This is a genomic window from Roseofilum acuticapitatum BLCC-M154, assembly GCF_030068475.1.
Classification (GTDB): Bacteria; Cyanobacteriota; Cyanobacteriia; order Cyanobacteriales; family Desertifilaceae; genus Roseofilum; species Roseofilum acuticapitatum.
Genome location: NZ_JAQOSP010000069.1, coordinates 1 through 11,755, shown reverse-complemented (window position 1 = coordinate 11,755; position 11,755 = coordinate 1). Strand labels below are relative to the sequence as shown.

Below are 11,755 nucleotides of genomic sequence, written 5' to 3'. Positions count from 1 at the left end.
ATGAAAATTTGTTAAGAAGCGGGCAAGATGCCCGCACTCCTCGAATTCTTTGATCTGACTGGAGTGGGAGCATCTTGCTCCCTGGATTTTTAATTAGGGTATTTCCGCTTCGCGGACATGAATAAGCGAACTTGATATGATGGGGTGGAGCGGGTTTACAGGATTGATGGTAGGTTTCCTAGTTCTGGGTATAACCCGCCCCTACTTGAACTGACTAGATTAATACAGAATATCAGGTGAGATTATCCGGATCGAGACCCAGTTGTTGCAGGCGTTCTCTTAATTGTTGAATCTTCTGATTTTGTTCCTCAACAACGGTTTCGGCTAGGTTTGCCCTCTCTCGTTCGCGCTCGCGATCGGACTCAGCCAGATTTGCCCGTTCGCGTTCGCGCTCGGCTCTCTCTTGCTCTAACAAAGCCACTTCTTCGGGTAACAAGACCAAATTGCCCTCTGAATCGTAAAAACGCAACCAAGGGGCATTTTCTTTCATCAATTCCCCTTGCCAAGTGCCCAACCATAATTCTAAACTTGCACACCATAACCACCCTTGCTCATTAGGGCTAATTTCCTCATACTTGCGGTTAGTGCCCAAACGCCATCCCTGTAATGAGTTCGAGTTAAAGGGATTGTAGACAAAATAATCACTGGTTTTAAAAGTTTGTTCGTATAACTTTTTCTTTTCATTGAGATCCTGTTGGGCGGTTGAAGGCGACATCAATTCGACGATGACATCAGGATAGCGTCCTTTCTCTTCCCACACGATCCAACTGCGGCGTTCTAGGGTTCCATCTACATTTAAGACGACAAAAAAATCCGGCCCGCGAAAGTCTTTGTTTTTGACTTGTGCGCTACTGTAGTAGACAAACATATTGCCACTACTATAGTAATCATTGCGTCCTTGATAAGCCTGGTGCAAAGAGGCAATCAAGACATTCATGCCGATGCGATGGCGATTGCTTTCCAAGGGTTCTCCGTCGTCATAGGGTAAATCGGTGGGAGGAAGAGGAATGGCTTCTTCTTCAAGGGTTTCGGTTTGAGGTTGTTGTTCATCTATTAATTGAACCGACATTGTTTTTTTCCTCAATACTGAATTTATTGTAGTATAGCACTATGCCTGGAGATCGCCCTTTTCCCAGCCTCTAATTTTTGCTAGGGTATAAGGAAGGCGGCCGAGGACTATAGCTTCGTGCGGTAATGGGTAATGGGAAAACCATTAAGAGGTAAACAAAGATGGCTATTCCGGATCGGAAACTGATGGAAGCGGTGGAAAATCTGGGTTATCGGGTAACGGTAGGTGATGTTGCTGCTCGTACAGGATTGAATGTGGAGCAAGCGCAACAAGGACTCTTAGCTCTGGCTGCGGATGCGGGGGGACATCTTCAGGTGGCGGAGTCTGGGGATATTGCTTATCAGTTTCCGAGGAATTTTCGCACGATTTTACAGAGTAAGTTTTGGCGCTTGCGTTGGCAAAAGACGATGCAACAGATTGGGCGAATTTTGTTTTATCTGGTGCGGATTTCTTTTGGAGTTTTGCTGATTTTGTCTTTGGTTTTGATTTTGGTGGCGATCGCCGTCATCGTTATTAGCGTGCAATCTTCCCAAGACGGAGATGGCGATCGCGGGGGGAGTGGGCGATCGCTGCGTTTCTTTTGGTTTCCCCTAAATGTAGCCGATTGGTTTTGGTTCTTTTCTCCGGATTATTCTAGTCAGCCCCGTCGTCAATCCTCGGCTTCAGAGATGAACTTTTTAGAAGCGATTTTTTCCTTTTTGTTTGGGGATGGTAACCCCAATGCCCATTTAGAACAACGCCGTTGGCAGGCGATCGCCGCAACTATCCGTTCTCGTCATGGCGCTGTAGTGGCGGAACAACTTGCGCCCTATTTGGATGATTTAGGTAAAGGCTATGATTTGGAATATGAGAATTATTTGTTACCAGTGTTGGTGCGCTTCAATGGCCGTCCAGAAGTAACTCCAGAAGGGGGCATTGTTTACCAGTTTCCCGATTTACAAATTACGGCTACTGAGGAAGAAGAGGAAGAACAACAGGTTTCTTATCTGAAAGAGAAGAAATGGCGCTTTAGTAGGGCGAGTTCGAGTCAAATTATGTGGGCAATTGGCTTAGGAGCAGCGAATTTAATTGGTGCGTTAGTGTTAGGCAGCTTATTATCCGATGGCACAGTTGCCGCTCAAGTGGGGGGATTTGTGGCTTTTGTTGAGTCGATTTACGGGATTTTGTTAGCCTATGGTGTGGGATTTTTAGCCATTCCCCTGGGTCGCTATTTGTGGCTCGGACAGGCGAATCAGAAGATAGAACAACGCAACCAAATGCGCCGCGATCGCCGTTCTCTGCTCCGTCATCCTAACGCAGAAGTGCAGCAGAAACTCGACTATGCTAAAGGTCTGGCTAAAAAACAGGCGATCGCCCCCGATAATCTCACTTACACCACCGAAACCGATATCCTAGAGCAAGAGATTGACCGACTCGGAAACGGCGATCGCCAAAGTTAAGAATAACTAAGCGATTGAAAAATTTTCAGAACTTGAGGAATATTATCTGGATCAATATTTTGATCACTATTTTGGGCGCTAAAATGTAAGCACTGCATTCCAATCATGATGAGCTATGCTTACTGTCTCCCGTTCAGTCGCCATACCACTAGCCACCAATGCTGATGGTTCGATCTTAATTGCCAATACTCGTGTGACACTTGATACGGTTATTGCTTGCTTCAAACAAGGTTTCTCGTCTGAGGAAATTGTATCTCGCTATCCATCACTCAAATTGTCCGATGTGTATAGCACTATTGCTTTTTATCTGAACTATCAGCAAGAGGTTGAGGAATATCTGCAACAGCGTCAAACTCTAGCACAGGAAATCCGTAAGCAGAATCAGTTACGGTTTGACTCTCAGAACTTACGCGCTCGTCTACTTGCACGTCAAGCGACAAAATAGCGATGCTAAAGTTACTTGCAGATGAAAACTTTGACAATGCGATCATTAGAGGGTTATTGAGACGTAATTGTAATATTGATGTTGTGCGAGTACAGGATGTGGGACTATCAGGTATCGACGATCCAACAATTCTTGAATGGGCAGCGGATAGAGATAGAGTGCTACTAACCCATGATGTTGCAACAATTACCCGCTACGCTTATGAACGAATCGAGCAAAACTTGCCAATGGCTGGTGTGATAGAGATTCCAATGGGCGCAAGTATTGGGCAAGCGATCGAGGATATTTTACTTTTGCTCGAATGCAGTATAGAGGACGAAATCGCGGGACAAATTCACTACCTACCTTTTTAGATATATTGCCTAAAGCCGCATCACTACATCGTTATGCCGAAACCGAGAAGAAAGTTTGAAGATTTATGACAATTTTGGCGATCGCGCATAAAATAGCCGTCGTTTTTCTGAGATCCCTATAGAAGCACTCATTAATGAGGTAAATGTTATGAGTCAAGAATTTATTAACCGAGTTGTAGAGTTAACCAACTTCCAGCGCAGTCAATTTGGTTTACCTCCTTTGGTTCTCAATGCACAGTTAACCCAAGCTGCTCAAGTCCATACTCAAAATATGGCCTTTCAGGACTTTTTTAGTCATACGGGTTTAGATGGTAGTTCTGTTGGCGATCGTATCAACGCTACTGGATATCAAGCCTCTACCTGGGCAGAAAATATCGGTACTGGATATCAAACTCCAGAACAAGTGGTTGATGGTTGGATGAATAGTCCCGGACATCGAGCCAATATCCTCAATGCCAATGTGCAAGAAATCGGAGTGGGTTACTTTTTTCTAGCGAATGATACGGGCAATGTTAACTATAATTACTACTGGACACAAGTCTTTGGCGATCCTCTCAGTGGTGTGGTAACCCCCGCTCCAACCCCTACCCCGGTTAATCCCGCGAGTCCCTTTACCCTGGGAACTGATGCCAATGACCAAATCGTGGGAACGGCAGGTAATGATACCATCTTCGCCCTAGGGGGAGATGATATTGCCACGGGGAATAGTGGTAATGATTATGTGAATGGCAACCTAGGCAATGACCAAGTTGCCGGAGATGGGGGTAATGATTCTGTGCGTGGGGGACAGGGATTTGATTTTGTCACGGGAGGAGAAGGGAATGATTTTGTGTTCGGCGATCGCCAAAACGATCAAGTCTTCGGCGATAATGGCGATGATATCCTCTACGGCGGCCAAAACGAAGATTATCTCGATGGTGGAGCCGGTAACGATATCCTCTATGGAGATCTGGGTTCAGATGTGATGATTGGAGGCGCAGGAAATGATATCTTTGTGCTTCGTACCGGTGCTACCGATTTAATCTTTTACAATGATTCAGAAGATTATATTGGCTTAGGCGAAGGGCTATCATTTAATAGTTTAACCTTCAATTCTGGCAGTGGAGAATTAGCCAACGCCACCCTAATTTACCTCGCTGGAACTACGGATATTTTAGCCATTCTCCCCAATATTGCACCCAATCAACTCGATCCCGGAGATTTTGTTGCCGTCTGATCGAATTGGCTTAAGAGAAACTGGGGTTCTCTAAAAACCTTGGTTTCTCAATTACAGCCGTTGTACTGGGGAAATGGCAGCTTCTGGAGAGTCTACACGATAGAGGAGATCGGGAGAAAAAAAGTGAGCTAAAGTTGGCGATCGCCCAATCGCTTCAAAAAAGATTGTCGAGCAGCTAAAATATCGGGAATCTGCATACACTCTGCTAGTACCGACAAATCGAGATCGGGTAAAAATTGACTCTCTTGGGCGCGATCGTATCCGCTCAAATCCGATCGCAGCAGGTAGAGCGACAGGCGATCGTTTTGCCAAAACCAAACCTCTGGGATACGAAATCTCCGATACTTCTCTAGCTTATCAATACCACCACTGGTGAAGACGACTTCAATGGCTAAATCCGGATAGGGTTTATCCTCTCCAAAACAATAGGATTCATCGGGACTAAATGAAGCACCTCGTTCTTCGGCTTCGCAGGTGGCATTGCCTGCGGGGAAAAAAGGAATCCCCATCTCAAAGAAATAGACTTCTAATAAAATCGCAATTAATTTCTTAATCCGTTCGTGTTTTCGGCTCGTGGTCATAAACTGAATATAGCCATCGACATAACGAACCTTTAAACCAGAGATCTCTTCTACCCAGATTTGCATAGTTTTGAATTGCTGCCAACTGTGACATCCAGGAAGGATAAGCTGTTGTTCGCCAGTTGTCTCTACAATAGATGACATCATGACCTGTGTCCTGAGATAAACTTTGTTCTCGATCCAATCATAATGTGGATCGCCAAGATATTGCCCTCTCCCTTTTATGCCCGCAGGAAAATCCCTCTCCCACAGGAGAAGCGCCACCCTGAGCGGAGCCGAAGGGGGGTTGGGGGATGAGGGTAACTTTTGAAAATGCTATATTTCCCACAATCATGAATGCACCTTTTTTTCCCCAAGTTTCGGTTATTGTGCCGGTGTATAACGGTGAGGAGGATTTACCGGAGTTGTTAGAGGGGTTTCGGCAGCAGACTTATCCGAGCGATCGCCTAGAATACTTAATTGTAGACAATGGTAGCCGCGATCGCACTCCTGAAATTCTCCAAGCTGCCGACTTACCCAACCTCAAACCCCTCAGCCAAACCCAGATCCAAAGTTCCTATGCAGCGCGAAACCTGGGCATCAAAACCGCTCAGTACGACATTCTCGCCTTCACCGATGCCGACTGTCGCCCCCAACCGCAATGGTTAGAAAACCTGGTTCAACCCTTTGCCAAGCCAGAAATTGGGTTATCTATTGGCGAAATTATCGCTCTTTCTGGTAACACTCTACTGGAACAACACGCCGATCGCCAAGAAACCCTCTCTCAAAAACATACCCTCGCTAACACCTTCTGTCCCTATGGACAAACCGCCAACTTAGCCGTGCGTCGCTCTATTTTCCAGCAAGTGGGGTTATTTCGCCCCTATCTCACCACCGGAGGAGATGCAGATATGTGCTGGCGCATTTTGCGCGAAACTGACTGCAAATACGAGTTTGTCCCCGATGCAACCGTCAAACATCGCCACCGTCGCACCCTGAAGGAACTGCAAAAACAATGGTATCGCTACGGAGAGTCCAACCGCTATCTGCATCAACTCCATGGGGTAGACTTGATGCGCTCCCTGACTTTGAAAGAAACCCTCTATCGGATGATGCGCTGGATGCTTAAAGAAGTCCCCCTCACCAGCACCAAAATGCTCTTAGGGAGGGCTGATATTGTAGACTTAGTGAATACTCCTTTGGGGTTGTATATGTTCCAAGCCAGAACCCAAGGGCAACGGTTCTCTGATCTGCCAGACAATGCCCGCTATATTGAACCCCTCTCCTCCAACTCCTAAACCATGCGTTCATATACTCTATTAGCGTGCGCGAAGATTAATTTATATCTGGAGATTGTCGGCGATCGCGCCGATGGCTATCATGAATTAGCGATGATCATGCAAAGTGTGGATTTGTGCGATCGCATTCAGATCGAACCCTCCGGTACAGATAGCATTCGCGTCACTTGCAACCATCCCGATGTTCCCTGCGACTCCAGCAATTTAGCCTATCGTGCGGCAGAGTTAATGCGCTCCGAATTTCCCGATACCTTTGCAAAATATGGGGGTGTAAATATTCGCATTGATAAACGGATTCCCGTAGCGGCTGGGTTAGCCGGAGGGTCGAGTAATGCGGCAGCCGTATTAGTGGGTCTGGACTTATTATGGAAATTGGGATTAACTCAGGGAGAATGCGAGCGGTTAGGGGCCCTTTTGGGGTCGGATGTGCCTTTTTGTATCCGAGGGGGAACGGCTTTAGCCACGGGACGGGGGGAAAAGTTATCTCCCTTACCCGATCTGGATCAACTCTATGTGGTTTTAGCGAAGTATGAAAGTGTAAAGGTTTCCACCGCTTGGGCCTATCAAACCTATCGCAGTACCTATGAAGAGTCCTATATTCGTGACCCGGAACATATTGAAGCCTATGGTCAAAAAGTCCATTCTGGGCCGATGGTAAGGGCGATCGCCAGCAAAAATCATGCCACCATTACCGAAGAATTACGGAATGATTTTGAAAAAATTGTTTTACCCGAATATCCCCAACTGGTGACGCTCAAACACCGGTTTATGGAAGCAGGAGCCATGGGTACATTGATGTCTGGCTCCGGGTCTACGGTCTTTGCCCTTACGGAGTCAAAATCGGAAGCAGATCGAATTAAAAATTACATTGAACAAGAATTGCATCATCCCGATCTCAAGTTGTGGGTAGCTCAGTTTTCCCCCACAGGCATTAAAGTGAGTGAATAGTAACCATGAATGAAAACCCAAAACCCCCTATTTCCAGCAATGTTACCCCAGTGCGCTGTTTAACCGGCGCTCTCATGAGTGGGGCGATCGCCTCCTTTCTCTATTTCCTCTCCCTGTCCATTATCCAGACCTTTGCCAATAAGCCCCTCGCCACTAAGAATGCGATCGCCCTAAACATCGGCGCAGCCGTCCGCACCCTCGTCATGGGAATGGGATTATTAGCGACTGGCGTATTTGCCCTGACTACAGTAGGATTATTAGCCCTAGCGATTCAACTCACTTTTCGCAAAAGCAGTGCCCATTAATTCCCGTTTGGATGAAACAGAAACTATTATCTACTCTCATTACTACTATTAGTCTATTTGCCTTCAACTGCGGATTGAGCAGCGTTACCATTGCCCAAGAAACCAATCCCCCCGTCTTAAAAGTCGGGACAAAAGCCCTTGAACCCTTCGTCTTTCTAGAATCCGACGGCAATCCCTTTGGCTATAGCATAGAACTTTGGGATACCCTCGCTCAAGATCTCAACCTAGACTATGAATGGGTTATTTTTAATTCCGTTGGCGAAGTTTTAGCAGCCGTAGAAACTGGAGAAGTCGATCTGGCGATCGCCGCATTCACCATTACCGCCAACCGAGAAGAAACCCTAGACTTCTCCCATCCCTACTATCCCACAGGCTTACAAGCCATGGTCAGGGATTATCGCCAACGTCCCCTACTCATTCTATGGTCTTATATCAGCTCTCCAGAAGCCCTAAAAGCGATCGGCATCTTACTCGGAATTTCCATTATTTCAGCTCATCTCGTCTGGTTTTTTGAACGTCGCAACAACCCAGAGATGTTTCCCAAATCCTATCTAAGGGGAATTTGGGAAGCCCTTTGGTGGTCATTCGTCACCGCCACAACCGTCGGCTATGGAGACAAAAGCCCCGTAGGATTTGTCGGGCGCTTAGTCGCCATTTTTTGGATGTTTCTTAGTCTATTTGTCGTCGGATACTTCACCTCTTCTCTCACTGCCCAGCGTCTAAGAGCCGCCTCCACCCTTCAAGACTTATACGGGAATCCCATTGGCGCTGTCAGAGAAACAACCGCCGCTGAATTTGTGCGCCAACAACCCATGAAAATGGTTCCCTTTACCTCCTACGAACAAGGCTATCAAGCCCTCAGAGAAGGCAAAATTCAGGGCTTTGTCGCCGATGCCCCCACCTTGCGCTACCATACCTCCAACAACCCTGAATTCCGTCTGCTGCTCCCACTTTTGACGCAAGAATACTATGGAATTGTATTTCCCCAAGAAAGCCCCCTGACAGAACCAATCAATATTCACCTGCTGCAACTCAAAGAACAAGATTGGCTTAATTCTCTCAACCAAAAATGGTTCTCCCAACCCCAATAACCCTATCCTTCTTCCTGTCCTCTGTGCCTCTGTGGTTCTATTCAATCTTGCAGTCTGGATGCAATCTCCTCCAACGATAACCCTTGAGGTTCAGAAACAGTACAAACCGAGCTATTACCATAACTATACTGAGGGTCATGAATCATAGCCAGAGTTTGATAAATATGGGAACGATTAATCTCATCCGGTAAAGTCAAACCAAACTCCTTCAAACAATCCGCTAATTTGAATTGATAGAAAAAGATTCTTTCCCCTTTTGGTCGCTCAAAAAATCCCCAGTTGAGCGCCATTCCTACTGCGGCTCGATAAGGATCATTTTTCAACTCCCCTAGATTCCGGGGTAAATCTTCAGGATTAATCTGACTTCCAGGAGTTCCCAGATAAGTATAATTATTCTCTTGCATAGCTGACCAAAAATCCAGTTTATTGCGCCAATCTTGGATAATTTCAATATTGACCTGAATATTCGGATCGCCCTGATAATACTCCCAAATTGAACTCATAGTATGATGGGAATCGACCATATAAAACTGATTACCTGGGCCTAAAACAACGGGGACAGTTCGCTCATTTACATACTCTTCAACACTGGTATATTGACTCGATTCTCCTCGTTCAATGACCTTTAAAGAAGCCACTTGATATTGCACTTGATAGTCACCGACAACCGGTTGTGTGGGATGCAAATCACCGATCGCAATCTGACATTCTAGGGGGCTTCTCAGTTGAGGGGGACGGGAGGGACAAGGAGCAATTTTAGCATCTGCGGAAGGAGGGATAAGAAGGGATAAACCGATTACGGTTAGGGTAAGACACAAAAGCCAAATTTTTTTCACAGTTAAACTTGCCCAGTCAGGGATACTTATACAGGGTAACGGTGATACGCTCATCCGTCAAACTACAGCGCTTTGCGCTGTGATGGGGGGATGGGGAGATAGGGGGAAAAATAACAGAAACTCATGACTTAAATTTCGCTGGATTCTTCTACATTTAAGGTATCTTGGTAGGGCAGTTCTTCCCAGAGAACACGATAAATTTGTAGGGGATCTTTTTTGCCTTTGACTTGTACAAGAGGTAAACGTTCTACAGGGATTTTATTAGGATTTAGTTTAGCAAAAGTGCTGGCAGAAATCAGAATTTCATTGGCTTTTGCTTCACTACAAATACGACTGGCTACATTCATGGTATCGCCAATATGGGCATATTGAATCAGGCGTTCTGTGCCAATATTTCCAGAAGCAACTCGTCCTGTATTTAAGCCGATGTGAATATGAATGGGATGATGGTTGCGCTGTTGACGCTGGATATTCAGCCGTCTGACTGCCCATTGCATGGCGATCGCCGCTTTGACTGCTCGTTCTGCATCATCATCCCTCTGGTAGGGCGATCCCCAAACCGCCACTAAAGCATCTCCGATATATTTTTCTAGGGTTCCTTCGTAGGGAAATACAATTTCTTCCACCATCATGCCGAAATATTCATTGAGCATTTCAATGACAGCACGGGGAGACATGAGGGAAGACATCTGAGTAAATTGACTGACATCAGAAAATAAAGCGGTAACTTCTGTGTCTACAATTTTATTTAAGTTGCCTTCTTCCCGCAGTTTACGGCTGACGGCTTTGGGGAAAAATCGTTCGAGTTTGTCCCGCAAGACGGCTTCAGATTCCATTTTTTGGTACAGTTGAGTATGATCGATGGCGATCGCCGCCTGATTTGCCAAAGCCGTTAAAAATTCTACATCCTCATCGGAATAGACATTGGCTAAGGACAAATTATCCACATATAACACCCCAATTACTGTATCGCGGGGTTTGAGAGGGGCACAAATAGAGGCATGAATACATTGACTAATCACCGAGTCTGAATCACTAAACCGACGATCGATTTGGGCATCTGCCGTCATAATGGTTTGTTGCTTTTCACGGACAAAATTAGTAATTTTCTTACTATAAAACTGATAATCTGCATGAATACCAGGACGAGAATTAACTGCTTTAACTTGCAGTTTTTCAGTTTTGGGATTAATCAATAAAATTGCGGCCCGATCGATCTGCATTAAATCTAACAAAATTTCTAATATTTTCTTAAGTAATTTATCTAGTCTTTCTGGATAAGAAAGCTGTTTACCCACTTCTAACAAGACTTTTAGTTTATCTTCTTTGCGTTTTTGTTGATCTTGCTCTCGCAATTTCAGCAAGGATAAAGATTGTTCATTATCGGATAATAATTCGGGCATTCCCACATGACTTTTATCCACAGAAAATTCTTTAATAATCGTGCGATGCTCCCCTGGATCTAGACCGGTTTCTTCTTCGACAACTTCCAGTTGCTCTCGATATTGAAATCCCACTTTCCCGCAACGAACAATATCTTTATCTTTAAGCCATTTTTTTTCAATTCGACTTTCATTAATAAAAGTATGATTACTACTCTGGAGATCGCAAATCTCTACACCACTAGGTGTCCAGTTAATTTCTGCATGATGGCGAGAAATACTAGCATGACTAATCACGATCGTATTATCAAGCGATCGCCCTAGGGTATTGGTTCCCCAACGTAATTCATAGAGTTTTTCATCCTGACTATGGGGAGCGTAGATTAAATACGGCATAGTGTTCTTAAGCGGGATGATAAGGGGTGGAGTAAAACCATTGAATAAAGGTTGATTAAAATTGCAGGGAAATCTATGCCTAAAGTATAAGCGATTTAAATAGCTTTGGCAAATAGGGTATACTGACGTATGGGTTGGGCATATCGTTGACTGATGTTCAGGGATGAATTGCCCTGATACATCAGAGCATGAATTACCGATTGATAGCCTAATTTTTTGGCAATTTGATGACATTGAAAAATCAGCAAACTTCCGAGTCCAGCATACTCTCTTTGGGGTAATACAGCCACAGTCTTAAGAATGAGGGTATCTATAGGCAACTTCCGTTGTTTTAAGCAAAAATCCGGAAGAGCAAATAAAAAACCAACAATCTTTTTTCTCTGTTCAGCTAATAATACGAATTCTGGATTAATGTAC

Annotated in this window: 12 protein-coding genes and 1 pseudogene; 8 read left to right on the top strand and 5 right to left on the bottom strand. The window is 45.1% G+C overall.

Annotated elements, in window-relative coordinates; all coding sequences use genetic code 11:
• Positions 1–232: 232 nt before the first annotated feature.
• A complete protein-coding gene (locus PMG71_RS10225; RefSeq protein ID WP_283753575.1) occupies positions 233–1,069 on the bottom strand; it encodes a Uma2 family endonuclease in 837 nt (278 codons plus the stop codon).
• 161 nt (positions 1,070–1,230) lie between these two features.
• Between PMG71_RS10225 and PMG71_RS10220 the strand changes: the two genes are divergently transcribed.
• From PMG71_RS10220 to PMG71_RS10205, 4 genes are all read left to right on the top strand, one after another.
• A complete protein-coding gene (locus tag PMG71_RS10220; protein WP_283753574.1) occupies positions 1,231–2,508 on the top strand; it encodes a hypothetical protein in 1,278 nt (425 codons plus the stop codon).
• A gap of 115 nt (positions 2,509–2,623) precedes the next feature.
• A complete protein-coding gene (locus tag PMG71_RS10215; protein WP_283753573.1) occupies positions 2,624–2,953 on the top strand; it encodes a DUF433 domain-containing protein in 330 nt (109 codons plus the stop codon).
• A 2-nt stretch (positions 2,954–2,955) separates the two neighbouring features.
• Positions 2,956–3,306: a DUF5615 family PIN-like protein gene (locus tag PMG71_RS10210; protein WP_283753572.1), complete on the top strand. Its 351-nt coding sequence runs from the start codon at positions 2,956–2,958 to the stop codon at positions 3,304–3,306.
• Between the two features lie 148 nt (positions 3,307–3,454).
• Positions 3,455–4,522: a CAP domain-containing protein gene (locus PMG71_RS10205; protein ID WP_283753571.1), complete on the top strand. Its 1,068-nt coding sequence runs from the start codon at positions 3,455–3,457 to the stop codon at positions 4,520–4,522.
• A gap of 128 nt (positions 4,523–4,650) precedes the next feature.
• Here PMG71_RS10205 and PMG71_RS10200 read toward each other — a convergent pair whose 3' ends face one another.
• Positions 4,651–5,250: a Uma2 family endonuclease gene (locus tag PMG71_RS10200; RefSeq protein WP_283753570.1), complete on the bottom strand. Its 600-nt coding sequence runs from the start codon at positions 5,248–5,250 to the stop codon at positions 4,651–4,653.
• 185 nt (positions 5,251–5,435) lie between these two features.
• Between PMG71_RS10200 and PMG71_RS10195 the strand changes: the two genes are divergently transcribed.
• The 4 genes from PMG71_RS10195 to PMG71_RS10180 are packed head-to-tail and all read left to right on the top strand — an operon-like array spanning position 5,436 to position 8,724.
• Positions 5,436–6,380: a glycosyltransferase family 2 protein gene (locus PMG71_RS10195; RefSeq protein ID WP_283753569.1), complete on the top strand. Its 945-nt coding sequence runs from the start codon at positions 5,436–5,438 to the stop codon at positions 6,378–6,380.
• A gap of 3 nt (positions 6,381–6,383) precedes the next feature.
• Positions 6,384–7,328 carry a 4-(cytidine 5'-diphospho)-2-C-methyl-D-erythritol kinase gene (gene ispE / locus PMG71_RS10190; RefSeq protein WP_283753568.1) on the top strand — a complete coding sequence of 315 codons (945 nt, stop codon included), beginning with the start codon at positions 6,384–6,386 and terminating at the stop codon, positions 7,326–7,328.
• Positions 7,329–7,333: 5 nt separating this feature from the next.
• The gene (locus PMG71_RS10185) at positions 7,334–7,633 is read left to right on the top strand and encodes a DUF3082 domain-containing protein (protein ID WP_283753567.1); all 300 of its coding nucleotides are present in this window, start codon (positions 7,334–7,336) and stop codon (positions 7,631–7,633) included.
• An 11-nt stretch (positions 7,634–7,644) separates the two neighbouring features.
• Complete coding sequence (locus PMG71_RS10180; RefSeq protein WP_283753566.1) at positions 7,645–8,724, top strand: transporter substrate-binding domain-containing protein; 1,080 nt, start codon at positions 7,645–7,647, stop codon at positions 8,722–8,724.
• A gap of 41 nt (positions 8,725–8,765) precedes the next feature.
• Here PMG71_RS10180 and PMG71_RS10175 read toward each other — a convergent pair whose 3' ends face one another.
• The 3 genes and pseudogenes from PMG71_RS10175 to PMG71_RS10165 all read right to left on the bottom strand — a co-directional run.
• Positions 8,766–9,560: a ParB/Srx family N-terminal domain-containing protein gene (locus PMG71_RS10175; RefSeq protein ID WP_283753565.1), complete on the bottom strand. Its 795-nt coding sequence runs from the start codon at positions 9,558–9,560 to the stop codon at positions 8,766–8,768.
• A gap of 128 nt (positions 9,561–9,688) precedes the next feature.
• Positions 9,689–11,338: an adenylate/guanylate cyclase domain-containing protein gene (locus PMG71_RS10170; protein ID WP_283753564.1), complete on the bottom strand. Its 1,650-nt coding sequence runs from the start codon at positions 11,336–11,338 to the stop codon at positions 9,689–9,691.
• Between the two features lie 95 nt (positions 11,339–11,433).
• Positions 11,434–11,755 (bottom strand): annotated as a pseudogene (locus PMG71_RS10165) (GNAT family N-acetyltransferase); the annotation flags it as partial.

Bases quoted from the DNA above. Each gene is read 5' to 3' on its own strand.
- PMG71_RS10225 (WP_283753575.1), bottom strand. From the start codon at position 1,069: ATGTCGGTTCAATTAATAGATGAACAACAACCTCAAACCGAAACCCTT.
- PMG71_RS10220 (WP_283753574.1), top strand. From the start codon at position 1,231: ATGGCTATTCCGGATCGGAAACTGATGGAAGCGGTGGAAAATCTGGGT.
- PMG71_RS10215 (WP_283753573.1), top strand. From the start codon at position 2,624: ATGCTTACTGTCTCCCGTTCAGTCGCCATACCACTAGCCACCAATGCT.
- PMG71_RS10210 (WP_283753572.1), top strand. From the start codon at position 2,956: ATGCTAAAGTTACTTGCAGATGAAAACTTTGACAATGCGATCATTAGA.
- PMG71_RS10205 (WP_283753571.1), top strand. From the start codon at position 3,455: ATGAGTCAAGAATTTATTAACCGAGTTGTAGAGTTAACCAACTTCCAG.
- PMG71_RS10200 (WP_283753570.1), bottom strand. From the start codon at position 5,250: ATGATGTCATCTATTGTAGAGACAACTGGCGAACAACAGCTTATCCTT.
- PMG71_RS10195 (WP_283753569.1), top strand. From the start codon at position 5,436: ATGAATGCACCTTTTTTTCCCCAAGTTTCGGTTATTGTGCCGGTGTAT.
- ispE (WP_283753568.1), top strand. From the start codon at position 6,384: ATGCGTTCATATACTCTATTAGCGTGCGCGAAGATTAATTTATATCTG.
- PMG71_RS10185 (WP_283753567.1), top strand. From the start codon at position 7,334: ATGAATGAAAACCCAAAACCCCCTATTTCCAGCAATGTTACCCCAGTG.
- PMG71_RS10180 (WP_283753566.1), top strand. From the start codon at position 7,645: ATGAAACAGAAACTATTATCTACTCTCATTACTACTATTAGTCTATTT.
- PMG71_RS10170 (WP_283753564.1), bottom strand. From the start codon at position 11,338: ATGCCGTATTTAATCTACGCTCCCCATAGTCAGGATGAAAAACTCTAT.